Annotated in this window: 21 protein-coding genes; 8 read left to right on the plus strand and 13 right to left on the minus strand. The window is 59.6% G+C overall.

The window, feature by feature from the left end:
- Window positions 1–97 precede the first annotated feature (97 nt).
- From AC53L6_RS15130 to AC53L6_RS15140, 3 genes are all read left to right on the plus strand, one after another.
- Window positions 98–1,165 (plus strand): peptidoglycan-binding protein LysM, encoded by a 1,068-nt coding sequence (locus AC53L6_RS15130; RefSeq protein ID WP_496908435.1) that lies wholly within the window; start codon window positions 98–100, stop codon window positions 1,163–1,165.
- Entirely contained in the window at window positions 1,165–2,214 is a 1,050-nt protein-coding gene (locus AC53L6_RS15135; protein WP_496908436.1) for a transporter substrate-binding domain-containing protein, read from the plus strand. Before AC53L6_RS15130 ends, AC53L6_RS15135 begins: the two co-directional genes overlap by 1 nt.
- A 96-nt stretch (window positions 2,215–2,310) precedes the next feature.
- Window positions 2,311–3,021, plus strand: a complete 711-nt coding sequence (locus tag AC53L6_RS15140; RefSeq protein WP_496908437.1) for an alpha/beta fold hydrolase — start codon at window positions 2,311–2,313, stop codon at window positions 3,019–3,021.
- 486 nt (window positions 3,022–3,507) lie between these two features.
- Here the strand turns inward: AC53L6_RS15140 and AC53L6_RS15145 are convergent, their stop codons facing one another.
- The gene (locus AC53L6_RS15145) at window positions 3,508–8,451 is read right to left on the minus strand and encodes an ExeM/NucH family extracellular endonuclease (RefSeq protein ID WP_496908438.1); all 4,944 of its coding nucleotides are present in this window, start codon (window positions 8,449–8,451) and stop codon (window positions 3,508–3,510) included.
- Window positions 8,452–8,805: 354 nt separating this feature from the next.
- On the opposite strand from AC53L6_RS15145, the gene AC53L6_RS15150 reads away from it, so the two are divergent.
- Window positions 8,806–10,026, plus strand: a complete 1,221-nt coding sequence (locus tag AC53L6_RS15150) for an alpha-D-ribose 1-methylphosphonate 5-triphosphate diphosphatase (RefSeq protein ID WP_496908439.1) — start codon at window positions 8,806–8,808, stop codon at window positions 10,024–10,026.
- Between the two features lie 241 nt (window positions 10,027–10,267).
- Here the strand turns inward: AC53L6_RS15150 and AC53L6_RS15155 are convergent, their stop codons facing one another.
- Window positions 10,268–10,849 carry a DUF6151 family protein gene (locus tag AC53L6_RS15155; RefSeq protein WP_496908440.1) on the minus strand — a complete coding sequence of 194 codons (582 nt, stop codon included), beginning with the start codon at window positions 10,847–10,849 and terminating at the stop codon, window positions 10,268–10,270.
- Window positions 10,850–10,852: 3 nt separating this feature from the next.
- The gene (gene phaZ / locus AC53L6_RS15160) at window positions 10,853–12,127 is read right to left on the minus strand and encodes a polyhydroxyalkanoate depolymerase (protein ID WP_496908441.1); all 1,275 of its coding nucleotides are present in this window, start codon (window positions 12,125–12,127) and stop codon (window positions 10,853–10,855) included.
- A 149-nt stretch (window positions 12,128–12,276) separates the two neighbouring features.
- On the opposite strand from phaZ, the gene AC53L6_RS15165 reads away from it, so the two are divergent.
- On the plus strand, window positions 12,277–14,082 hold the full coding sequence (locus AC53L6_RS15165; RefSeq protein WP_496908442.1) for a PHA/PHB synthase family protein: 1,806 nt from the start codon (window positions 12,277–12,279) through the stop codon (window positions 14,080–14,082).
- Window positions 14,083–14,224: 142 nt separating this feature from the next.
- Window positions 14,225–14,671 (plus strand): phasin family protein, encoded by a 447-nt coding sequence (locus AC53L6_RS15170; RefSeq protein ID WP_496908443.1) that lies wholly within the window; start codon window positions 14,225–14,227, stop codon window positions 14,669–14,671.
- 88 nt (window positions 14,672–14,759) lie between these two features.
- Here the strand turns inward: AC53L6_RS15170 and AC53L6_RS15175 are convergent, their stop codons facing one another.
- Window positions 14,760–15,632, minus strand: a complete 873-nt coding sequence (locus AC53L6_RS15175; protein ID WP_496908444.1) for a LysR family transcriptional regulator — start codon at window positions 15,630–15,632, stop codon at window positions 14,760–14,762.
- Between the two features lie 99 nt (window positions 15,633–15,731).
- On the opposite strand from AC53L6_RS15175, the gene AC53L6_RS15180 reads away from it, so the two are divergent.
- Window positions 15,732–16,643 carry an NAD-dependent epimerase/dehydratase family protein gene (locus tag AC53L6_RS15180; RefSeq protein ID WP_496908445.1) on the plus strand — a complete coding sequence of 304 codons (912 nt, stop codon included), beginning with the start codon at window positions 15,732–15,734 and terminating at the stop codon, window positions 16,641–16,643.
- Between the two features lie 53 nt (window positions 16,644–16,696).
- Window positions 16,697–17,305 carry a polyhydroxyalkanoate synthesis repressor PhaR gene (gene phaR / locus AC53L6_RS15185; RefSeq protein WP_496908446.1) on the plus strand — a complete coding sequence of 203 codons (609 nt, stop codon included), beginning with the start codon at window positions 16,697–16,699 and terminating at the stop codon, window positions 17,303–17,305.
- 101 nt (window positions 17,306–17,406) lie between these two features.
- On the opposite strand, the gene ureG is transcribed toward phaR, so the two are convergent.
- From ureG to AC53L6_RS15230, 9 genes are all read right to left on the minus strand, one after another.
- Complete coding sequence (gene ureG / locus AC53L6_RS15190) at window positions 17,407–18,033, minus strand: urease accessory protein UreG (RefSeq protein WP_299207386.1); 627 nt, start codon at window positions 18,031–18,033, stop codon at window positions 17,407–17,409.
- Entirely contained in the window at window positions 18,030–18,659 is a 630-nt protein-coding gene (locus tag AC53L6_RS15195; RefSeq protein WP_496908447.1) for an urease accessory protein UreF, read from the minus strand. Before AC53L6_RS15195 ends, ureG begins: the two co-directional genes overlap by 4 nt.
- Window positions 18,656–19,111: an urease accessory protein UreE gene (gene ureE, locus AC53L6_RS15200; RefSeq protein WP_472728497.1), complete on the minus strand. Its 456-nt coding sequence runs from the start codon at window positions 19,109–19,111 to the stop codon at window positions 18,656–18,658. The genes AC53L6_RS15195 and ureE overlap by 4 nt, the downstream gene beginning before the upstream one ends.
- A gap of 16 nt (window positions 19,112–19,127) precedes the next feature.
- Complete coding sequence (locus tag AC53L6_RS15205) at window positions 19,128–19,298, minus strand: hypothetical protein (protein WP_472728496.1); 171 nt, start codon at window positions 19,296–19,298, stop codon at window positions 19,128–19,130.
- A gap of 222 nt (window positions 19,299–19,520) precedes the next feature.
- Window positions 19,521–21,281 carry an urease subunit alpha gene (ureC, locus tag AC53L6_RS15210; protein WP_496908448.1) on the minus strand — a complete coding sequence of 587 codons (1,761 nt, stop codon included), beginning with the start codon at window positions 21,279–21,281 and terminating at the stop codon, window positions 19,521–19,523.
- Between the two features lie 367 nt (window positions 21,282–21,648).
- Window positions 21,649–22,044, minus strand: a complete 396-nt coding sequence (locus AC53L6_RS15215; protein WP_299742832.1) for a carboxymuconolactone decarboxylase family protein — start codon at window positions 22,042–22,044, stop codon at window positions 21,649–21,651.
- A complete protein-coding gene (locus AC53L6_RS15220; protein ID WP_496908449.1) occupies window positions 22,044–22,865 on the minus strand; it encodes a cyclase family protein in 822 nt (273 codons plus the stop codon). Before AC53L6_RS15220 ends, AC53L6_RS15215 begins: the two co-directional genes overlap by 1 nt.
- Before the next feature lie 30 nt (window positions 22,866–22,895).
- Entirely contained in the window at window positions 22,896–23,201 is a 306-nt protein-coding gene (locus tag AC53L6_RS15225; RefSeq protein ID WP_299598470.1) for an urease subunit beta, read from the minus strand.
- Window positions 23,198–23,362 (minus strand): LPXTG cell wall anchor domain-containing protein, encoded by a 165-nt coding sequence (locus AC53L6_RS15230; protein ID WP_496908450.1) that lies wholly within the window; start codon window positions 23,360–23,362, stop codon window positions 23,198–23,200. Before AC53L6_RS15230 ends, AC53L6_RS15225 begins: the two co-directional genes overlap by 4 nt.
- Window positions 23,363–23,364: the final 2 nt, after the last annotated feature.

A 23,364-nucleotide genomic window follows, 5' to 3' on the forward strand; every position in this document is an offset into this window, starting at 1 on the left:
TCAACCTGTATACTTTGCCCCAATATCTGGTTTGTGAGTTGACGTAGCCCAGCAAAATAAGGGATTTTGCGCTCCAATACACCTGGGGGAACAGGCAATGAAACGATTCTTGGGGGCGGCGGCGCTGGCATTGGCAGCGTCGGGCACGACGGTTGCGGCACAGGCATGCGGCGGGATCTACACGGTGGAACGGGGCGACAGCCTGTCCGTGATCGCCGAACAGCAATACAAAAACGCGACCAAGTGGACAGAGGTGCACCGCAACAACCTGTCCGTCATCGGCGAGAACCCCAATGCCCTACTGGTTGGGATGGAGCTGCGGCTGGGCTGTATCGACGGTCTGCCGGTCGGACTTGCCGGTGCAACGACTGCCACCGCCCCGGTCGCGCAGACGGCGTCGACCCCGACACGGCGCAAACTCGAACAGTCGATCAATATCGTCACGGCTGGTGACTTTGCCCCTTTCACCGACCAAGCCCTGGAAAACGAAGGGCTCATTACGGATGTCGTCCACACGGCGATGCGCAGCTCACAATCGAATGACAACTACCGTGTGCATTGGGTTAACGACTGGTCATCGCACCTCGATCCGCTGATGACCAACGCCATGATGGACATGGCTTTTCCCTGGTACAAACCCGATTGCGCAGGCTCCCCGGACAATTACCGCTGTACGAATTTCCACTTCTCGGACCCGATGTTCGAGATGCTGATCCTGCTCTTTGTGGACAAAACCCGGCCCATCCCCTTTGCGCAGGACAGCGATATCGAGGGGCGCACACTTTGCCGTCCGGCAGGGTATTTCACCCATGATCTCGACCGCGCTGACCGGCGTTGGATCACCGATGGCAAAATCACTTTGAAGCAGCCTCAGACCGTGAAGGGATGTTTTGACATGCTGGTCGCAGGTGAGGTGGACGCCGTTGCGATGAACGAATTCACGGGCCGCGCCGCGATCAAGGATCTGGGTCTCAAGGATCAGGTCGAAGTGGTGCAGGGCCGCCCGGTGTCTATCGAAGGGTTGCACGTCCTTGTGCACAAGGATCACCCTAATGCTGACGCGCTCTTGTCCACCATCAACGGTGGCTTGGACGCCATCAAACTTTCTGGTGAATACCAGCAGGTGATCGACCGACACATGTCAAAGATCTGGGCAGATTTCTGATGTTACGTCGTCTCGGTCTCTCCACTGCTGCGGCTTTTGGGTTTGGTTCGGCGGCCATGGCCTGCCAGTCCTCACTGGTTGTTGCGCCGGGCGATACGCTTTTTTCCATTGCCGAAGACCAGCTTGGTGATCTGTCGCGCTGGTCTTTGATTTTCTACAACAATCCCGACATTCAGGGGGGCAGCCTGCTGGACCTGCCTGCGGGCACCGTGTTGTCCATTCCGTGCCGGGATGTGGTTGCACAACCCCAAGCACCAACACCGACAGTGCAGGCGGACCCCAAACCCTTGCAGCAAGAGGTCGAAGCCGAGATCAAGCTGGTTACCGCCTCGAACTATGCGCCATTCACCGATCTGGATTGGCCGGGGCAGGGGATGCTGACCGAATTGGTCAACGCTGCGTTTGAAACCACGCCGAACCCGCTGACTTATTCCATCGAATGGGAAAATGACTGGTCCAAGCATCTCTTTCCAATGCTCGACAGCAAGGAGTTTGACATGGGGTTCCCGTGGTTCAAACCGGACTGCGCGGGCAATCCGTCAAACGAACGCTGCGCCAATTTCCATTTCTCCGAACCGCTTGTCGATCTTGTGATCCTGCTGTTTGCTCGAGCCGAGGACCGGTTCACGTTTGCGCAGGACACGGACTTGCACGGGAAAACCCTGTGTCGGCCTGCCGGGTATTTTACCCATGATCTGGATCGCGCCGACCGCCGTTGGCTGAGCGATGGGTTGGTCACGCTGGCGCAACCCGCCACACCTGACGATTGCTTCAAGATGCTTGTGGCGGGTGACGTGGACGCCGTGGCCTTGAATGAATTTCTTGGCGTGCAAAAGATGTTCGAGATGGGGCTGACGGACAAGGTGGCACCTTTGTCCCGGCCCGTGTCGATCGAGGGGTTGCATGTGTTGATTTCCAAGAAGCACTGGCGGGGAACAGCGCATCTGTATCGTTTCAACGCGGGGCTCGCGAAACTCAAGCAAAGCGACCGCTACAACGAGATTGTCAGCCGGCACCTTGCTCTCTTTTGGGACCAGATCAAGAGTTGACGGACCGGCAGGGCTTGCCGCCGCCCGCGTGGCAGGTCATGGTAAACAAAACGTTAATCAGCAGGCAGCAGATGGCGCGAATGGCAGGGCAGGGGCATGGCTGAGCCCCTTGTTTTTCTTCCCGGAATGATGTGCGACGCGCGGCTCTTTGGCCCGCAGATCGCCGAATTGTCCTCTGAATTTTCGGTCATGGTCTCACCCGTTACCCGCGGGGAACGGATCGAAGAGATCGCAAGCGGCCTGCTGGATGAATTGCCCCAACGCTTCGCGCTTGCGGGACTGTCGATGGGGGGGATCGTCGCGATGGAAATCCTGCGCCGCGCTCCGGATCGCGTCACCCGGCTGGCGTTGATGGACACCAACCCGCTGGCTGAAACACCCCAGGTCGCTGCCGCGCGTGAGCCTCAGATCGTGAAGGTCCGGACGGGGCGGATGGACGAGGTGATGCGGGACGAGATGAAGCCCAACTACCTCGCGCCTGGTCCCTATGTGAACGAGATCCTCGACCTCGTGATGGACATGGCGTCCGCCCTTGGGCCGGAAGTGTTCGTCCGCCAGTCCCGCGCTCTGCAACGCCGCCGGGACCAGCAAGGCACGCTCAGGAAATGCAAGGTTCCGACCCTCGTTCTGTGTGGTGCGCATGATGAATTGTGCCCGGTCAAACGGCATACGTTCATGGCGGAATTGATCCCGGGAGCCGAGCTGAAAGTGTTGGATGACGCGGGGCATTTGCCGACGCTGGAGATGCCAGCGGAGACGACACAAGCGTTGCGAGACTGGTTGAAACAGCCGCTGATTTTGCGTTGAGAACGGGTTTGTCCCCGCGGGGACAAGCTGTTCGGTACAGTGATAAAATCTCAATGACTTCGGAATTGTCCAGAAGAAAGACAGGGTTAGCCCTGCGCACGGTGTGATATGTGCATGTTAACCGGTGGCGAGGCAGACTGACCCCCGAAGGGGGCGGCATTGTGACGGCTGGAATTAAGTCTGTCGCAAAGACCCCACATTGGACTGTTAAGTCGGTACGCCCAGACGCGGGTTTTGTGCAATCCGGCTGAGTGTCTCTCCGAGCCCATCTGAATCATTGCGGCTTTGCATTGCGTACCGTCGCAGCACAAATGACTGCTGCAGTTGCGGGTGATCGCACATCAAATGCCAATGCGCAGAAGCGATGCCTCTTCTGCTCAAATCCGTCGAAGAGGCATCGCACTGTACTTTAAGACCGTTGCCAAACTTCGTGGTCTGGCAAGCGCGTGCGCCAAGATTACAAGGCGCACGCGTCAAAGTGTTGGCTCACCCAACCAGAATGTCATCCGGATTGGTGTTGATACCAATAATCAGCGGATCGTGATCGGACGACGCAAACAGGCTGTCCTCAAAGAAGTTCGCGTTGTTGAAGGCTGAGTTGTAATTCAACAGGTCTGGTTCGTCGGCGTTGATGTGCCACTCGGCTGCACCCGTGATCAATCCGGCCATGTCATCCGAGGCGATGGCATGATCAAGAGAACCCCGCTGACCGTCAAAGACAAAACTGTATGCTTCGTCTTGGCCGATGAACTGATCAATCAGGTCCACCAGACCGGGATCATCGGCAAGCGATTGCACCGGATCTTCCTGTGCGTAGGCGTTGAGATCCCCCATGATGATAAAGTTGGATACACCGCCGCCCATGTAGTCATTTTCGATCCAGGTCTGGACCTCGGCTGCGGCATCGGCGCGAACCTGGTTCCAGAACGCCTGACCGTCCCCCTGATCATAGTTCGGATCGTTGATCAGCGCATCGATATCGGCCTGTGTGATGTCCGTGCCACCGCCGTCCAGATAGTCTTGGGCAGCTTCGACCAGATCGTCCAACCCGCTTGGGCCTTTCGATTTGAAATGGTTTGAAACGATGGTGAACGTCTCGCCGGTCTCGTTATCTTCGAACGTGGCCGCAACCGCAGGACGGTTCCGTTGGAAATCACCAACTTGAGCATCTGACGGCACCACAGCGTTCAAGACCTCTGCCAAGGCAAAGGTTGTCGCGGCTGAACTTTCGTCGAACGCGAGGAATTCGGAATGCACAACCGACACAGCGTTGGCGTCATAGACGATGCCGGTTGTAATCGCATCGGTCCCGATAAAGCCTGCGTCAGTTGTTGGATCGACAAAGGCATAGTTGGCACCTGATCCGGTGTCCGTCGCTTCCACGTTCAGCGCATCGACCAGGGTCGCGACGGCCGAGTCCGCGCCGAAACCGCCGTTCTCGATCTCTTGCAGGGCGAAAACCTCTGCCCCGGTCCCTGTGATGGCGTCCACCAGCTTGTCGGTCTGCCGTTCAAGATCGGCCTCGGTTGAGGCCCCGCGCGGGTCCAGACCATTCGGGCCAGAACCGCCTTCGCCACGCAAGGTGGAGAAGTAGTTCAGCACGTTGACCGATGCGACCTGGATGTTTCCGCCAACGTCCGGTGCTGTGTCTTCACGCGCTCCAGAGTTGGTGCTTTCGTCGATATCCAGCGTCCCTTCGACCAGCATGCGGTATTCGCCAAAGCCAAAACTCATGACGCCGGTGGTCGGCCCGTCAAGCTCTGCGCCAAGGCGCAAAGTCGGTCCATCCTCAGTGAAGGTGTCGCCTGCATCAAGGAAACCATTGCCATTGTCGCCAGCTGTCGTGTTGGCAATGTACTGGAACTCGTCCGGGTTTTGCTCTGACACCCCATCGTCGATCAGCAGCCGGTTGTTTGCATTCTCTTCGGCCAGAGCCGCAACGTCTGCCGCTTCGGTTTGCGCATCAAAAATCTGGGTTGGTTGGGTCTGTATGCCCGCTGAGACGGTGATTTCACCAAAGCGGTCAAGGTTGAAGTTCTCGATCACCGTGATGTTTTCGCCTTCGACACCGCTGTCGAGTGTAAAGCGCATGCCTTCGATGGCCTCAAAGTTCTGCGCGGCACCGCTGAGCAAGACGGTGGCTGCGGTTGGAAGCGCATTGCCCGACGACACGACTTGCATCCGATCCTGGGACAGTTGCGTCTGACCAAAGAATTCGTCGACCACGCCGCGTGTCACGACCAGATCGCCAACAGCCGGTTGGTTCTCTCCCCCGGTGAAAACGAATATCCCCTCCGAGGTCAGGGCGTTGCCGTCGTCATCGGCGTCTTCTTCCTGCAGGAAGTACCCGTTTTCTGTCACGTAGGTGACGATCGCTTCGACCGTGACGACCTGATCCACCAATTCGCTTTCAGCGCCTTCACCCTGAATGTCGGAAATCAGCACCCGGTCGTCATCGTCCAACACTTCGACAGACGCCGTTGGGGTCACGATGTCGCCGCCCACCGGGTTGGTGAGAGTCACGGTGAAGGTTTCGTCGTCTTCGATCACCGTGTCGCCCGTCACTTCGAATGTGACCGTGGCGCAGGTTTGACCCTCGGCAAACTCCACCGTGCCGGTTGGGAGAGTGCCGCCAAAATCCTCGGCATCGACATCACCACCGATGGTGAACTCAACGCTGCCTGCTTCGGACACGTCGCCGTCGCGCGTGATCTCAAAGCTGACTTCCGTCACGCCGTCGTCGCCTTCGAATACATCGCCGCTTAGCGCGGCAACGGCATAGGTGGGGGCTTCGGGTTCTCCTGTTCCGCCGGTGCCCTCGATGACAAGGTTTTGGAAGGCAAACGCCTCGGACCCGCCATCGGTTTCGGCGGTGAAGGTCAGGTTCAGGGTGGACCCGGTGCCTTCGATCGATCCGGTCAGGGTTTGCAACACGTTGGACAGAACCTCGCCCGACCCGGCAAGGGTCAGAGGGTCGCTGAGCGTTTCGACGCTTCCGCCCGCGAGGGTGTAGTCGAGAGACGCGGCTTCGTCGGCGACGAAGTCGAACAGAGACATCTCGGTGCCGCCGTCGATGTTGTAGGTGAAGGTGAAGCTGTCGGAGCTTTCGAAATCGCCCATGGCGCCCGCGTCAATCGACAGCATCAGGTCGCTGAAGCCGGAAATGTCAAAGGCCCATGTGGCTGACACCGGGCCGGATGTGTCGCTGTTGACCGTATCTGTTGCGCCAAAGAACGGGTCGGTGTTGGTGTCGCTGTCGATGATGCCGAGGCTGTCGCCCGGGAAGCTGCTTGCGCTGTCATCGACAAGGCTGAAAGGTATGGACCCGCTTGTGCCCACCTGGAAGACCCCAAATCCGTCACCGGCGCTGGAAAAGTCTGGCGCGTTGTTTGTGAAGGAAATCAGGTTCACATCCGCACCACCCGTCAGGGTCGACGCAACCACTTGGGGGCCAGCGGGTGTCGCCGCTTCGATCACGAGGTTCTGGATGGCAAACGCCTCTGATCCGCCATCCGTGTTGGCCGTCAGAGTGACGTTGAGAACAGACCCGGTGCCCGCAAGATCGGCGCTGAGCGTTTGGAGAACATTGGACAGTACCTCACCCGTTCCGGCCACGGTCAGCGGGTCATCCAGCGTTTCGACGTTGCCGTTCGCCAGCGTGTAGTCCTGCGAGGCATCCTCATCCGCGACGAATTCGAACAGCACAATGTCTGCGCCGCCGTCGATATTGTAGGTGATGACAAAGCTGTCGGTGCTTTCGAAGTCGCCCATGGCGCCCGCGTCGACGCTGAGGCTGAGATCGCTTTCGCCTGCGATGTCGAAGGACCACGTGGCTGTGACATCGCCATCATTGTCGTTGTTTTGCGTATCGGTGGCTCCGAAAAACACATCCGTGTTGGTGCTGCTGTCGATGATGCCGAGGCTGTCGCTTGGGAAGCTGCCGGCGCTGTCATCAACAAGGCTGAAAGGTACAGAGCCTGACCCTGCTTCAAAGAAGCCAAACCCGTCTCCGGCGCTTGTGAAAGTCGGCGCGGAGTTGACGAAATCGAGCAGGCCTAGCGACGCGCTGCCGACCATGTCAAATGCAATCGTGCTGGTTCCGCTGCCGCCGGTTTGAGGGGCGGGGATGACTTGCACTGCGACGCTGCGGGTGGTGGTTTCGGTGCCATCGGACACTGTCAGCTCAAGGTCGTAGATATTGTCGCCGCCTGTATCGAGCGGGTTGTCCACCTCTGGCGGTGCAACAAAGCTGATGGCCCCGGTCTCTGCATCGATTGTGAACAACGCGGCATCGTCGCCTGACAGCGAAAAACTCAGCGTGTCGCCGTCGGGATCGTCCGCGCTTATGACGGCTTGGAACGTGCTGTTGCCTTCGATCAAGCAGATCTGGTCGACGGCCAGCAGGTTTGGCGCTTCGCCTTCACCTTCGATGGTGACGGTGACTGTCGCCGTTACTGTGCTGCCGTTGCCATCAGTGACCATGTAGGTGAATGTGTCGGTTGCGGTTTCTCCGGCACCGAGACTGTCAAACACCGAACCCGGATCATACGTCACCTCGCCGTCAACGAGGCTGACCGTGGCGCCCGAGGCACTGGCTTCCGAAACAGCCGTGATTTCAAGCGCATCACCGTCCGCGTCCGTATCATTGGCCAGCAAAGCGGCCGTCGTTATGGTCAGGACGCCGCTTTCGCTGACGGTTGCAGTGTCATCACCTGCGATGACCGGATCGTTTTCGCCGGTGATTGTAACTGTGACGGTGGCAGTGTCCGTTCCGCCATTTCCATCATCGACGACATAAGTAAACGTGTCCGTGGCGGTTTCACCCGCGCCCAAATTGTCAAAGACTGTGCCCGGATCGTAGCTGATTTCGCCATCGTTGAACGTGACCTGCGCACCGGCTGCGCTGACGGCCGAAACGGAGGTGATCTCGATCATATCGCCGTCGAACTCGCGATCATTGTCCAAGAGCGCGTTGGCCGTGATGGTCAAGGTCGTGTTTTCCAAAGTCGCAACTTCGTCGTCGCCCGCAAGAACGGCGTTGTTCTCGCCGTTCAGGAAAAGGGTATAGTCGTCTGCCGCAAAATAGAGGGCCTCAACACTGTAAAGGGTGTCGCGGCCCGCATCCTCAACACTCGGGTCGATGGAGGATACGGTGGTTGGACCCCACCAGCTGCGTACGTTGATGGAGTAGTCGTCGATCGACCCGGCATACTGTGCCGTATCAAACCCAAAGCCACCAAAGATCCGATCGTTTCCGGCGCCGCCGTTTATGACATCATTTCCGAAACCGGCAAAAATCCGGTCGTTTCCAGCGCCCGACGTGATGGTATCGTTTCCGCCAAATGCGAAAATGTAGTCTCGTCCATCCGTGCCGGTCAGGGTATCATCGCTCCAGGATCCGAATTCAAAATTACGATAGTGGCGGCTCATATCGATTCCCCTTTAGGAAGACGCTTGGATGTTGTGTTCTCATCAAACTGTGAAAGTTTTTGAACAATAGAGCGACAGTATCGGAGGCCGATTTTTTCTCCAACTGGTTGTATTCAAGACGCCGCAGTATCGGCCAAATTCTGCGTGCCTTTTGTGCAGAACCTGAATGGCCTGGACGTGCACGGCGTCCAGCACACGTCTTATGCTCAATAATCCGGCGGTTGCGCCACGCAGAGTGGAGTGTAGGAAGGACGGGAGAGCTTGTTCTCCGGCTTTGCGTGCCGCAAGCTGGAACACCGCGAGCCCGGAAAACCGGGTTCCTACCATTGGCACCTGACTATGGAACGGCTGTAGATGATCACCTTTGAAGGCGCGCAGGTCTATCTGCCGGATGGTATCGCTGAAACCAGCGTAACAATCACCGAGGGCCAGATTGCCGAGATCGGCGGCCCCGCGCAAGGCGTGGTGATTGATGCGCGCGGTCTGATCCTTGCGCCCGCCCTGATCGACGTGCATGGCGATGCGTTCGAGCGGCAGTTGATGCCGCGCCCGGGTGTGTACTTTCCGACCGCAACGGCGGTGATTGATACCGACCGGCAGCTGGCCACGAACGGCATCGCGACAGCCTACCACGCAATCACCCTTGGGTGGGAACCCGGCCTGCGCGATGTGCATCGTGGACACGATCTGATGCAAGCCATGCGCGATCTGGCCCCCCGGCTGACGGTGGAAAACCGGGTGCAGTTGCGGTGGGAAACCTTTGCGTTCGAGGCGCTGGACGTGATCGAATGGGCACTTGCGGGACCGCTGTTGCCATCGATCGCCTTCAACGATCACACGTCCATGACGATGCGCGGCTATGATGTCCCGATCCAGGAACGGGCGTTCGAACTTTCCCCCGAATTCTCGGTTGCCGCGTTGGATGATGACCGCATGAAGGTACGCACCGTTGCAAAGGCCCGTCGTGCAGGGTTGGGCGAGGACGACTACATCGCGCTTCTGGGCGAGGTTTGGACCCGGCGCAGCGCGGTTCCCGATATGATCGCCAAGGTGGCCGAGATGGGCCGTGCGGTGGGCGCACCGATGCTGAGCCATGACGACACGCGCGACGAGACCCGCGCCTATTTCCGGGCCATTGGTGCCGATGTGGCTGAATTCCCGATGGTTTTGGAAGCCGCGGAAGCCGCACGCGCAGCCGGCGACCCGATCGTCTTTGGCGCACCCAACGCGGCGCGGGGCAGCAGCCATATCGGTTCTCTCAGTGCCGGTGATATGGTCGAGGCGGGTCTGTGCGATGCACTGGCCTCGGACTACTTTTATCCTGCCATGCTGGCCGCCATTGCAAAGCTTGATGAAGAGCGCCGCGCGGATCGCCACGCGCTTTGGTCGTTGATCTCAACCGGTCCGGCACGAGCGATGAAGTTGAACGACCGCGGCGAGATCGCAATCGGCAAGCGTGCCGACCTTGTTCTGGTCGACTGGCCGGAAGCGTCTGTTCCGGCCGTGCAGGGGACATGGGTGGCCGGCCGCTGCGCCTATCGTGGTGTGCCTTTTGCGTCGAGCAGTCCGGCGTGACCCGTTGACCCGTAACACAGCTTAACGTCAGTGGATGTTTGGCCGACCCCTTACTCTTCGACAGCAGAAGAGTTTGACGGGCAGTTTGGCGCCTGCTTACCACAATGTGGTTCAGTGATTGAATTGTGGTTTTAGGCTGTCATCCGACAAGGGGAGCCGCCGTGTAGTCGACAAGCAGAACCTCAAATTCATGTCTGCGGTGCACCAATCATGGTCACGCGTGAGGGGTTTCTAGAAAGAGTTAACCCCGGTTGGGATAAAGTCCGGCACTTTCCTTATCCGACACCACGTGGATGTTCCGGACGGGCGTTCCGTCTGCATTAAAAAACGGTGTCTGTTTCCATAAGCCCGTGATCCGCCGCGATAGCGCACGTTTGGCGAAACCGAACATGAATTTCAGACCGCCTTCATGCCCGCGTTTGCCGTTTGGTTTGCGGACAAATGCCCGGGCCACGACTGGCCCAAGTGCGCTGTCATCCTCAAGCCGGTCTGTGCGGAACGAGGCAAAGGGCATCTTGGGGGTGCGCATCGTTTTAAACAGGATGGCGCCGCAGCAGCGGGCTTGCCACTGCAGGAGCCCCTTGTCAGAGAGGGAGAAGACGGCGAGCTGGTCTTTGCCCGCGTCGAACCGCACACGGTCCGGCACGGTTTGATACAGTTGTACACCGCCCGGTGCCGGGTCGGGCTGACCGGCATAAAGTTCGGTCGCACGGCAATCGTGGCAATAGCATTCGACGCGGGTGCCGTTTGTGGGGGACACGCCCAGAAGAGTGCCCCGCAATGTCCCGCAGTCACAGGCGAAGGGAAGATCCGCGCCTGCCATTGCCTACGCAGCTTTGTTTTTGTTGGCCGCCTTCTTCGGAGGTGTCTTGGGCGAGTTCGCGTCGATGAACTCAAGCACAAGGGGGCGGATATTGTTGCGCCAGCTTTTGCCCGCGAAGATGCCGTAGTGCCCCGCGCCGGGTTCCACATGGCTCGCCTTCTTCTCGTCCGGCAGGCCCGTGCAAAGGTCGAGCGCGGCAACGCATTGGCCGGGGGCCGAGATGTCGTCATTCGCGCCTTCGACGGTTTTGACCGCGACGGTCGTGATCTTGCCGATGTCGACCTGTTTGCCGTTTACGGTAAAGATGTTCTTGGCGATCTCGCAGCGTTTGAAGATGCGGTTGACGGTGGACAGGTAGAATTCGGCCGTCATGTCCATCACGGCGAGGTATTCGTCGTAGAAGCGATTGTGCTTGTCGTGGTCGCTTGTTTCGCCCCGCGCGGCGCGCCCGATCTGGTCTGTAAAGGCTTTGGAGTGTTTTTCGGCGTTCATCGACATGAACGAGGCCAACTGTAGAAGGCCCGGATAGACGAGGCGACCGACGCCCGGGTACTTGAAGCCCACGCGCTGGATCATCGTTTCCTCAAGCTGGCCCATGGTGACGCGGCGGCCAAAGTCGGTCACTTCGGTCGGCGTGGCATCGGGATCAATTGGACCGCCGATCAGGGTGAGGGACCGGGGCTGGGCCTTTGGGTCTTCCTCGGCCAGGTAGGCGGTGGCGGCGAGCGTCAGCGGTGCGGGCTGGCAGACGGCGATCACGTGCGTGTCGGGGCCAAGTTCGCGCATGAAGTCGACAAGGTAGAGGGTGTAATCCTCGACATCGAACTTGCCAGCGCTGACGGGGATGTCGCGGGCATTGTGCCAGTCGGTGATATACACCTCGCAATTGACCAGCAGCGATTTGACGGTCGAGCGCAGCAGCGTGGCGTAGTGGCCTGACATGGGTGCCACGAGCAGGATTTTCCGCGGCTGGGTCTCGCGACCGGACACGTTGAAGTGGATCAGATCGCCAAAGGGCTTTTCAACCACCTTGTCGATACTCACAAGGTGATCGCGGCCATCTTCGCATGTGAAGGTGCGAATGCCCCAGTCGGGTTTGGCGACCATTCGTTCAAAAGTGCGTTCCGTCACCTCACCCCAGGCAGACATCATTTGCAGCGCCGGGTTGGGCAGGGCGGCAAAGGCGGGGTAGGCACCAATTGCACGGGCCGTGGCGCCCAGCCACTGGTTCGTGTTCCGCATGGTTTCCATGAAGTCGTAGCTGATCATGTAGCGCATGGCGCTTTCCTTCACTTTGGGGCGGGTACGCACGATCCCGCGTCGGACGGTTTGTCGCTTTGCCCCCTGAAACATGCGACCATAAATAAGCGGCGACTGCCGCGTGCAAACATTGCTGCACGTGCGAACACTACGGGGAAGACCTTAACATGACAACCAACGACACAACCGGTGGTGCTGTCTCGGGGGAAAACCTCGATAAATTGAATAGTAATCTCCGTAAGGTTGAGGAGTTGACGCAACGACTCACCCAGGTTTTGACGCACCGCAGCACGCATAATGCTGCACTCGACGGGCCGAATCAGGAGCTGTTCACAAAGGCGGCCACAGCGTATTGGCACGAAGCCTTCCGCGATCCAGCCAAGGTGCTGGAGCACCAATTGCAGTTCTGGTCGAAATCCGTGACCCATTTTGTCGAGGCGCAGCAAGCGCTGGCGTCGGGCAAGTTGCAAGCCCCGGTCGATCCCGGCCCCAAGGATCGCCGCTTTGCCAATCCGCTGTGGGACACGCATCCCTACTTCAACTACGTCAAGCAGCAATACCTGATCAACGCAGACGCCGTTACCCAAGCGGTCGAGGGCGTGTCGGACCTCGATCCGAAGGAGAAGCAGCGCCTCTCCTATTTCTCGCGTCAGATCGTTGACATGATGGCGCCCACGAATTTTCTGGCGACCAACCCGGATGCGCTGGAAAAGGCAGTGGCCACCGAGGGTCAAAGCCTGATCGACGGGCTTGAGAACCTGATTTCCGATCTGGAGGCCAATAACGGCGAACTGATCGTGAAATTGGCTGACGACAAGGCGTTCGAGCTGGGCGGCAACATCGCCACCACGCCGGGCAAGGTCATCTACCGCAACCGGATGATGGAGCTGATCCAGTACACGCCCACCACCGAGAAGGTGCACAAGACACCGGTGGTGCTGTTCCCGCCATGGATCAACAAGTTCTACATCCTGGACCTCAAACAGCAGAATTCGCTGGTGAAGTGGATTGTCGAACAGGGGCACACGCTGTTTGTCGTGTCCTGGGTGAACCCCGACGCGACCTATGCCGGGGTCGGGATGGAAGACTACATCGAGGACGGATATCTGGCCGCGATCCGCGAGGCCAAGGCCATCACCGGCCAAAACCAGGTGAATGCCATTGGCTATTGTATTGCCGGCACCACGCTGTCCCTAACCCTCAGCCTGCTGAAACAGCGCAAGGACAAGTCGATCAAGTCCGCCACGTTCTTTACTGCGCTGACTGATTTCGGTGATCAGGGAGAGTTCACGCCGTTCCTGACCGATGACTTCATTGACGGGATCGAAGCGGAGACAAAGGACAAGGGTATTTTGCCCTCGGTCATCATGGCGCGAACATTCACTTTCCTACGGTCCACCGACCTCGTCTATACGCCCGCGATCAAGAGCTACATGATGGGCCAAACGCCACCTGCCTTTGATCTGCTCTATTGGAACGGGGACGGGGCCAACCTGCCAGCGAAGATGGCCATGCAGTATTTGCGCGGGCTATGTCAGCGCAATGAGCTGGCAGAGGGCGGGTTTGACCTGATGGGGCATCACCTTGAACTGGGCGATGTTGATGTACCGCTTTGCGCCATCGCGTGCGAGACGGATCACATCGCACCCTGGAAAGACAGCTATCGCGGCGTGCAGCAGATGGGGTCCAAGGACAAGACGTTCATCATGACCCAATCGGGCCACATCGCGGGGATCGTGAACCCGCCCACCAAGAACAAATACGGGCACTACACCAATGAAGATATGAGCCTGGATCACGAGGCGTGGTTGAAGGCTGCGGATTTCCACGAAGGGTCGTGGTGGCCGCGCTGGGGCGCCTGGCTGAAAAAGCGGGGTGGGGCGATGGTGAATGCACGTAAGCCGGGTGATTCTGCCCATCCCGTGCTGGAAGATGCCCCCGGATCCTATGTGAGCGTCAAGGCAAGACCCTGATTTCCCACGTCCTTTCCGCAACGGAAAGCTATTTTTGCTGCAGTGCAGCAAAAGGGTTGATTTGCTGCACTGCAGCATGTATATCTTGTGCAGACGCAGAAACGTGGGGATGGGCCCGCAGCGCTCACAAGGATTGAAGACAATGGCCAAGCAAGCACAAGACATGACCGCGATGTTCAAAGACATGATGGGTGCATTCCCCGTCGACACAGCGGCAATGGAAGACGCATTCAAGACAGCAACGTCGCTGAACGAAAAACTGAGCCACGTCGCCATCGACGCGGCCGAAAAATCCACCGAAATCTCCTCCAAGTGGACCAAAGAAACTCTGTCGAAACTGGGCGACATGTCCAAAGCCAAAGCAGAGCCTGCCGACTACGCCAAAGCGATGACCGACTTCGCGTCGTCCTACGCTGAAGTGACAGCCGAGCACATGGCCGCTTTCGCTGAAGTTGCCAAGAAAGTCCAAATGGACACGGTTGAACTGATGATGGCCGCAGGCAAAGACATCAGCGAAGACGCGCAAGCCGTAGTGAAAAAAGCGACCGGTGACATGACCGCCGCTGCCAAGAAAGCTGCTGCGAAGTAATCGCACACGACATATCGCGCCAACTTTCCTCCCTGAAAGGCGCGGTGACTATGGCGGGTCCCAAGTGGCCCGCCTTTTTCTTTTGTGGTTAGGCGAGGTGTTTGGCCAGCCAATCATAGACCCGGCGCACGCGCGGGATGCGTCGCAGGTCCGGGTGGGCCGTGAGCCAGAGCGGCATGCTGCCCACGTCCATATCCTTTGAGACCCGGACCACGCGTGGATCCGCGTCGCCCACGCGCCGTTGACCAAACCCAATGCCGTATCCTGCCACCACCATGTGCCAGCACAGGACCTGGTCATCGCTGCGGAAGGCAAAGAAGTCGCGGCCTACCTTGAACCCACGCTGGGCAAAGCCATCGATGATCAGGGAGCTGCGGTCGTAGCCGATGATACTGTGGTGCATCAGGTCGTCGAGCGTTTCCGGCGCGCCATGCTTTGCGATGTAGCTGGGGGCGGCATATGCGCCAAGCGGCAGGTCCGCGATGTGTTTGGCGATCACGTCGGGCTGGGTGGGGCGGTACATGCGGAGTGCGATATCCGCCTCGCGTCGCAGCAGGTTCTCGGTTGTATCGGACGCAATCACCTCGATCTCGATCCCAGGATAGGTGGCGTGCAATTCGCACAGGATCGGGGGAAGGATGAAGTTGGCGACAACATGGCTGGCCGTCAGTCGGACGGTGCCTGCAATCTCTTTTCCATGTCCATCGCGGTCCGTCCCAAAGCGGGCTGCGGCGTCGGCCATTGTGGTGGCATGCGCCAGCAGGTCTGTCCCCTCATCTGTCAGGACCATTCCGCCGCTTGAGCGATCGAAAAGGCGGGTGCCCAAGGTCGCTTCGAGCTGGGCGATGTGGCGGCTGAGCGTGGGTTGGCTGCTGTTCTGCGCCCTTGCTGCGGCGGAGAGTGAGCCATGTTCAGCGACTGCGGCGAAGGATTGGATCTGGGACCAGTCTGGTTGGGTCATCTAGTTATTTATGGATGGTTTGTTTTGAATTGACGTGGATCATATTCGAATTTCGTTCCTCTAGATAGGGTCCAGTTCAGAAATCGAGAGGACGAACACATGGCATCAGTCATTATTTTGGGTGCAAAGGGTCGGTTCGGGCGCGCGGCTGCGCAGGCCTTTGCAGAGGCGGGGTGGACAGTAACACGGGCCGGTCGCGGTCTCAGCGGCGCGGATTGTGTTGAGGTGGACGCGACGGACGCACAGGCACTGCAGGAGGTCTGCGTGGGGCAGGATGTGATCGTGAACGCGGTGAACCCGCCCTATGATCAATGGATGCGGACCATTCCTAAGCTGACCGGTGCGGTGATTGCGGCGGCCCGTGCTGTTGGGGCGACCGTGATGATCCCGGGCAACATTTATAACTACGGACGTCTCTTGCCGCCTGTGCTGCGGGAGGACACGCCGTGGATCGCAAATACGCGAAAGGGCGGGATTCGCATTCGTATGGAGCAGACCTATCGTGACAGTGGGGTCCGGACCATCGTGCTGCGCGGCGGCGATTTCATCGATACCCAGCAGTCGGGGAATTGGTTCGAAAGCTACATTGCGCCCAAGGCGTCGCAGGGCAAGCTGACCTATCCCGGCCCGCGGGACTGCGTACATGCCTGGGCGTTTTTGCCGGACATGGCGCGGGCCATGGTGGGCCTTGCGGAGAAACGGGATCAGTTCAGCCCGTTCGAGGAATTCTCCTTTGAAGGATACGCGCTGACGGGCGATGCGCTGATCGCGCATGTTGAAAGAATTATGGGCAAACCGATGCGCGTGTCTCGATTGCCGTGGATCGGGGTTTGGGTGATGGGCCTCTGGTCTCCGTTGATGCGGGAAGTGTTCGAAATGAGATACCTGTGGCGCAGGCCACATGCGATCGATGGGTCCAAGCTGCATGCTGCGTTGCCGGAGTTCCAGGCGACCCCGGTTGAGAAGGCCCTTGCAGTGTATCTGACTGAAAGTACGTATCCGTATGTTTAGGGGCTTTTCACCACCTGAATTGCCGCAGGTGCACACACCCTTTCTTTTTTCCGATGCCGCGCCTAAGCTGCGGTGCAGCACGCGGCACCGGGGAGAACAGGCACGTGACAGACAAACCAGCACCACTGTTGATCAAGCGCTATGCCAGTCGGCGGCTCTACAACACCGAAACAAGCGACTACGTGACGCTTGAGGATATCTCTGGATTTATTCGGGACGGGCGTGAGGTTCAGATCGTGGACCTCAAGACCGGGGATGACCTGACCCGGCAGTATCTGCTGCAGATCATCGCCGAGCATGAGAGCCGGGGCGAGAGTGTCCTGCCGGTTGACGTGCTGAACGATTTGGTGCGCAGCTACATGGGCGGTGGGGCGTCCGTTGTGCCGCAATTCCTGCAAGCCTCCTTTGAAATGCTGCGCGATGGTCAGAGTAAGGTCATGGAGAACATGAACGCCATGAACCCGATGGCCAAGATGCCCGGTTTCGACTTGATGCAGGCGCAGCAGGAAGCATTCATGAAGGCTATGACAGGTGGGTTGGGCACTGGCTGGGGCGCGTCCGGACCTGCACCTGAAGCCGAGGACAAGGATGGTGGCGAAGACCTTGACGCCATCAAGAAACAACTGGCCGAGTTGCAGGACAAACTGTCGAAGCTGTCCTGACACCCGAAGGCACTGATCGCCTCGAAGCGTCAGTGCCTTCTACGGCTCACTCAGGTGAGCGGTTGGGCGTTGTCAACATGTCCCGCGCCGAAACAGTGACGTTACGCTGGCGTCAGCCCCAAGCCGGACAGGGCGCGAATATGGGTGATGATATCCTCCACCCCCTTGCCATGGCGTAGCGCGGCAAAGACGAAAGGCCGCGCGCCCCGCATCCGCTTTGCATCCCGTTCCATAACCTCAAGCGAGGCCCCCACATGGGGTGCAAGATCCGTCTTGTTGATGATCAACAGGTCGGATTTGGTGATCGCAGGCCCGCCTTTGCGTGGGATTTCCTCGCCCGCTGCAGTGTCGATGACATAGAGCGTGATGTCGGCCAGCTCTGGCGAGAAGGTGGCCGAGAGGTTGTCGCCGCCGCTTTCGATCAGGATCGCTTCGACGTCCGGGTGTCGGTCCCGCATCTCCGCCACAGCAGCAAGGTTGATCGATGCATCCTCGCGGATGGCCGTGTGCGGACAGCCTCCTGTCTCAACGCCGATGATCCGGTCTTGTGGCAGGATTTGGCGACGCATCAGTTCCTCGGCATCTTCCTGTGTGTAGATGTCATTGGTGATCACACCAATGGAATGCTGGTCCTTGAGGGCGGCGGCAAGGGCGGCGGTCAGCGTTGTCTTGCCCGCGCCCACGGGACCGCCGATGCCAATGCGAAGGGGGCCGTTGAGTTGTGTCATGTGCGAAAGATCCGAGGCTGGAGGGTTTCGTGGCGCATGGCCGCGATGTCGGCGGCGAAGCTGGTGGAGGAGATCGCGTCAAGCGGCGTCACTTGCGCGTCTCTTGCGGTGGCAGCGATGGTGGGGGCAAGGGCTGCCAGCACCCGCTGGCCGTCAGTTTGGCCGAGGGGCAGGGCGCGTTGGGTGACCGAAACGAGGTTCGACACGAAGGCGTGCAGATAAAGCGGCAGGGCATCGGCCAGCGGAATGTCCATGGCGTGGGCAGCAGTGCCGACGGCAACGGGATAAGTGAGGCCCGTGATCTTGATCCCCCAGACGGTGCGGGCGGTGTCACAGAAAGCCGCGCCCTGCAGGTCGGTTTCCTTGAGCCGTTCTGCACTGGCGGCAAAAGCGCGGGCCGTTGCATCGACATGTGCCGGTGTGTCCGCGTCATAAGCTGCGGACAGCAGGATCGCATCCGCACGGCCAGAGCCATGGGTGAGCAGCGCCTCCAGCCAGTCTTGCAGCGTTTCGGCGTCCGTGACCGTCTCATCCGCGATGACCTGTTCCAACCCATGCGAATAAGCAAACGCGCCCACTGGGAAGGCGGGCGACAGCCATTGCATGAGTGTCAGCGCGTGGCTCATGTGTGGCTGTGTGAATGATCGTGCCCGTGGGTGCGCCCGTGGCCATAGGCACCGCCCTCGGGGGTGAACGGTTCCACCACTTCGCGTGTGGTTGCCCCGATTTTGGCCAACATGTCGGCCATGACGTGATCGCGCTGGATCAGCAGGCGATCCGCTTCGATCTGGCAAGGGGTGTGGCGATTGCCGATGTGCCACGCGATACGGTGCAGGTTTTCGCCGGTGACTTCCAGAAGGGGCTCAGGGGCGGCCTCGATCATGATCTCGGATTTGTCCGTGGCGATGAGCGCACCGCCATGGTCGAGCGATGTGGTCTGGGGCAGGTCAACCAAGAGCTGAGCACCGGAGGCAAGTGTCAGGACTTTGCGCCGCAGAAAGCGGTCTTCGTAGGTGAGCGACACGTGGTCGCTCACCTGACCGTGAGTGTGACTGTGGTAGTGTTGGGCTGTCAGCATGGGGTGACCCCCGCGCTTACGACCAATCCCCGTTGATCATGATCTGATGCGCCGCATCGCGTCGCTTTATTCCGCGGGCTTTCAGTTCCGCGTCCGTCAGGGCGTAAACCGCTTGCGTCTGTGCCAGCGCGCCATGCGGTAGGCTGATGGAACTGATGAAGGCAGCGAGCCGCTGAAAGAGGGTCATGGGACACCTGTTTTGCTTCTCCTTCTGGCATGTAGGCGATGTTTTGCTGCGCGGTCAGATGCGCGCACGCATAGCCGCATTTCGTGAGGCGCATGATTTCAGATTTCTTCAGCGTGGTGAGGGTAGCCCCCGGCCGCGGGTAGCGGAGTAGCCCCCGCCCACGGGGGCGGTCGGGGGCTGCCCGGCTTGAGGCCGGGCGTGACGGATAAGGGCTGGTTCGCCTCAAAACAAGAAATACCGCTGCGCCATCGGCAAAACTTCTGCCGGTTGACAGGTTAGCAATTCGCCATCCGCCCGCACCTCGTAAGTCTCAGGATGTACCTCGACATGCGGTGTTGCATCGTTCAGCTTGAGGTCCTTCTTACCGATATTGCGTGTGTTCTGGACAGCAATAGTGTCCTTCGCCAAACCCAGCGAAGCGCCAATCCCTTCGGCTTGCGCGGCGGCGGACACGAACGTAACGGCGGAGCGTTCGACCGACCGGCCATAGGCCCCGAACATGGGTCGGGTATAGACCGGCTGCGGCGTCGGGATGGATGCGTTCGGATCCCCCATCTGGGCGCATGCGATGGTGCCGCCCAGCAGCACCATCTCGGGCTTCACCCCGAAGAACGCGGTGTTCCACAGGCACAAGTCCGCGCGTTTGCCGACTTCGATCGACCCGATCTCGTGGCTGATCCCGTGCGCAATCGCCGGGTTGATCGTGTATTTGGCGATATAGCGACGTACGCGCATGTTGTCGTTGTCGCCGGTTTCTTCGGGCAGCGGCCCGCGCTGTTTCTTCATCTTGTCAGCCGTTTGCCAGGTGCGGATCAGCACCTCGCCCACGCGGCCCATGGCTTGACTGTCGGATGCGATGATCGAGAACGCGCCCATGTCGTGCAGAATGTCTTCGGCGGCGATGGTCTCGCGCCGGATGCGGCTTTCGGCAAAGGCCACATCCTCGGGGATCGACTTGTCGAGGTGGTGGCAGACCATGAGCATATCGAGATGCTCTTCGAGCGTGTTCACTGTGAAGGGGCGCGTGGGGTTGGTGGAGGAGGGGAGCACGTGTTCTTCCCCGCAGATCTTGATGATGTCCGGCGCGTGCCCGCCGCCCGCACCTTCGGTGTGGAAGGCGTGGATCGTGCGGCCCTTCATGGCGGCGACGGTGTTTTCGACAAAGCCGCTTTCGTTCAGTGTATCGGTATGGATCATCACCTGTACGTCCATGTCGTCTGCGACTGACAGGCAGCAGTCGATGGCGCCAGGGGTGGTGCCCCAATCCTCGTGTAGTTTCATCGCACAGGCGCCTGCCTTGACCTGTTCTTCCAAGGCGGCGGGGAGGGAGGCGTTGCCTTTGCCCGCAAATGCGAGGTTCATGGGGAAGGCATCAGCGGCCTGCAACATACGGCCCAGATGCCAAGGGCCCGGTGTGACCGTGGTAGCAAGTGTACCGTGCGCTGGGCCGGTGCCGCCGCCCAGCATGGTGGTGAGGCCGGAATGCAGCGCATCCTCGATCTGTTGCGGGCAAATGAAGTGGATGTGGCTGTCAAAGCCCCCGGCCGTCAGGATCTTGCCCTCGCCCGCGATGGCCTCCGTTCCCGGCCCGATAATGATGTTGACGCCCGGCTGCGTGTCGGGATTGCCCGCCTTGCCCACGGCAGCGATGCGCCCGTCCTTCAAGCCCACATCGGCCTTATAGATGCCTGTCCAGTCCACAATCAGCGCGTTGGTGATGACGGTATCGACAGCGCCGTCCGCCCGTGTGACTTGAGACTGCCCCATCCCGTCACGGATGACCTTGCCACCGCCAAACTTGACCTCTTCGCCATAGAGCATGGCGTTGTCACCGCTGCCGCCGGTGGAGGCTTGGCCCGCTGCCTCGGCGGTCAGGTCACGCTCAACCTCAATGATCAGGTCCGTGTCGGCAAGCCGCACCTTGTCGCCCGTGGTGGGGCCGAACATGGCGGCGTAGTCGCGGCGGGAGATGGATGTGGGCATGTGTCAACCTTTTGCTGCGTTCAGAAATGCCCGTGCATTGCAGATCCATAAGTATCTGAAAGTCATTGGCTTTCTCGGATTTTGGTAGGGAAAGTGCCGTGCATTGCTCGCCAATACTCGCACCTGTTCAATGACACCATCGCCAATTGAAAAAAGGAAAATACCCTATGTCGAGCATTGAATTTTGGTTGCAGGCCATCGCCTACACGATTTTCTTTACCGTCATCATCGCAAAATACCGTGGTTGGTTTTGAGGTTTGCACCCGGGCCGCGCAGCGGACCGGATCACGCCCGACCCGCCCCCTAGGGCGGGCGTGATACGCCCACCCTCGGGCCGGGCGTGATCCTCTGTTCGGTGTGTGACAGATCATGCTTGGAAAACCTCATCCACCGGCACCTGCATCGCTGTCACCAACCCGTTGGTCTGCATCGCAATGCCAATTACACTCATCAACTCGCCATGCTGGGCCAGCGTCATCCCTTTCGCATTCGCCGCCGCGGTATGGGAGTGGATGCAGTAATCACACCCGTTCGCCACGGACACGGCGATATAGAGCATCTCCTTGACCAGCGGATCGAGTTCCCCCGGACCCATCACCTCTTTCAACCGCGCCCAAGTGGACGCCAGCAGCGCCGGATCATTCGCCAGCGCCCGCCAGAAATTGTTGATGAAATCGGTCCCACGGGTTGCGCGGATGTCATCGAAGACGGCCAGCACCTCGGCGCTGGCCTCCTCGTCCGATATGAGAGGAAGGGTTGCCATCAGACCATCGCAAAGATGCGGGCCGGACCGCCGGTGCCGCCAACATGGTTGGGCGCACCCACCACAAGCGTCGCCCCAGCGGCAGGCACATTGTCCAGCCCGGCCAGATTCTCGATCCCGTAGCGGCCTGACGGCAACCACGCGTAGTGAGTTGCGAAATCAGGAGACGGCCCATGGTCGAGCGACAGCGTGTCCACAGCCATGGCCACCGCCGTGGTTTCCTCGAGCAGCATTTGCGTGGCCTCGATATGGAAGCCGGGGAAGTGTTTGACGTCGTCCGCGTCGTTCCCAACATAGGCTGCCGCATCGCCGGACTTGGCCGCCCAGCCGGAATGCATGGCGATGCACGCCTTGTCCGGGATGTCGCCGTTGGCCGCGATCCATGCCTTCAGGTCATCGGGTGTCACCTGCGCATCGGCATCCTCAGCCGCTTTGGCCGCAATGTCGACAACACACAGAGGGATGACCAGATCACTCACCGGTATCTCGTCCACCGAAGTACCATCTGCGGAAAAGTGCAACGGCGCGTCGATATGGGTCGCCGTGTGCTCGTTGATGGCCAGGTTCATCAGGTTGAATCCGTGTTCCGCAAAGTTGAATTGCTGTTCCATCGAGATGCCGGGCACGCCAAAGAAGGTGGGAAAGTCCGGGCTTAGTTTGTGGGACATATCGACCACGCCGCCGTGGCCTGCCGCCATGGCTGCGGGCGCTGCCGCCATGCCCACCGTCGCTGCTGCACCGACCGCAGCACTGGTCTTGAAAAAATCCCGGCGCGAAAGCATCCGCTTTTTCACCGCATTCATCACGCATACATCACACATCGTCTTTTCCTTCCTAAGGGTTTGCCCTGCTCAAAGGTCGCCCATCACCTGCTGGTTAAACCCGTATACCTTGCGCGCACCGCCGATCGGGATCAACTGTACGTCACGGGCCTGTCCCGGCTCGAACCGCACTGCGGTGCCCGCCGCGATATCCAGGCGCATGCCGCGTGCGGCCTCGCGGTCAAACTCCAGCGCGCTGTTGGCCTCGCCAAAGTGGTAGTGGCTGCCGACTTGCACAGGACGGTCGCCTGTGTTCGCCACATGCAGCGTGATGGCCTGTGCACCGGTGTTCAGTTCGATATTCCCGTCTGCCGTGATGATTTCGCCGGGGATCATTTGCGCCTCCATGCCGCTAGTGCCGCCCCGGCGATCAGCGCGAGGCCCAGGGCAACGATCCATGGCTCTGATCCATGCGGGTGCGCGTGGGCGCCTGAGTGCGCGAGGGCTGGGGTGGCCATGGGCAGCAGTGCGGCGAGGGGGGCAAGCAGTGTCTTCATGG

Source organism: Tateyamaria sp. LSS28, from assembly GCF_059611725.1.

Bases quoted from the DNA above. Each gene is read 5' to 3' on its own strand.
- AC53L6_RS15130 (WP_496908435.1), top strand. From the start codon at position 98: ATGAAACGATTCTTGGGGGCGGCGGCGCTGGCATTGGCAGCGTCGGGC.
- AC53L6_RS15135 (WP_496908436.1), top strand. From the start codon at position 1,165: ATGTTACGTCGTCTCGGTCTCTCCACTGCTGCGGCTTTTGGGTTTGGT.
- AC53L6_RS15140 (WP_496908437.1), top strand. From the start codon at position 2,311: ATGGCTGAGCCCCTTGTTTTTCTTCCCGGAATGATGTGCGACGCGCGG.
- AC53L6_RS15145 (WP_496908438.1), bottom strand. From the start codon at position 8,451: ATGAGCCGCCACTATCGTAATTTTGAATTCGGATCCTGGAGCGATGAT.
- AC53L6_RS15150 (WP_496908439.1), top strand. From the start codon at position 8,806: ATGATCACCTTTGAAGGCGCGCAGGTCTATCTGCCGGATGGTATCGCT.
- AC53L6_RS15155 (WP_496908440.1), bottom strand. From the start codon at position 10,849: ATGGCAGGCGCGGATCTTCCCTTCGCCTGTGACTGCGGGACATTGCGG.
- phaZ (WP_496908441.1), bottom strand. From the start codon at position 12,127: ATGCGCTACATGATCAGCTACGACTTCATGGAAACCATGCGGAACACG.
- AC53L6_RS15165 (WP_496908442.1), top strand. From the start codon at position 12,277: ATGACAACCAACGACACAACCGGTGGTGCTGTCTCGGGGGAAAACCTC.
- AC53L6_RS15170 (WP_496908443.1), top strand. From the start codon at position 14,225: ATGGCCAAGCAAGCACAAGACATGACCGCGATGTTCAAAGACATGATG.
- AC53L6_RS15175 (WP_496908444.1), bottom strand. From the start codon at position 15,632: ATGACCCAACCAGACTGGTCCCAGATCCAATCCTTCGCCGCAGTCGCT.
- AC53L6_RS15180 (WP_496908445.1), top strand. From the start codon at position 15,732: ATGGCATCAGTCATTATTTTGGGTGCAAAGGGTCGGTTCGGGCGCGCG.
- phaR (WP_496908446.1), top strand. From the start codon at position 16,697: ATGCCGCGCCTAAGCTGCGGTGCAGCACGCGGCACCGGGGAGAACAGG.
- ureG (WP_299207386.1), bottom strand. From the start codon at position 18,033: ATGACACAACTCAACGGCCCCCTTCGCATTGGCATCGGCGGTCCCGTG.
- AC53L6_RS15195 (WP_496908447.1), bottom strand. From the start codon at position 18,659: ATGAGCCACGCGCTGACACTCATGCAATGGCTGTCGCCCGCCTTCCCA.
- ureE (WP_472728497.1), bottom strand. From the start codon at position 19,111: ATGCTGACAGCCCAACACTACCACAGTCACACTCACGGTCAGGTGAGC.
- AC53L6_RS15205 (WP_472728496.1), bottom strand. From the start codon at position 19,298: ATGACCCTCTTTCAGCGGCTCGCTGCCTTCATCAGTTCCATCAGCCTA.
- ureC (WP_496908448.1), bottom strand. From the start codon at position 21,281: ATGCCCACATCCATCTCCCGCCGCGACTACGCCGCCATGTTCGGCCCC.
- AC53L6_RS15215 (WP_299742832.1), bottom strand. From the start codon at position 22,044: ATGGCAACCCTTCCTCTCATATCGGACGAGGAGGCCAGCGCCGAGGTG.
- AC53L6_RS15220 (WP_496908449.1), bottom strand. From the start codon at position 22,865: ATGTGTGATGTATGCGTGATGAATGCGGTGAAAAAGCGGATGCTTTCG.
- AC53L6_RS15225 (WP_299598470.1), bottom strand. From the start codon at position 23,201: ATGATCCCCGGCGAAATCATCACGGCAGACGGGAATATCGAACTGAAC.
- AC53L6_RS15230 (WP_496908450.1), bottom strand. From the start codon at position 23,362: ATGAAGACACTGCTTGCCCCCCTCGCCGCACTGCTGCCCATGGCCACC.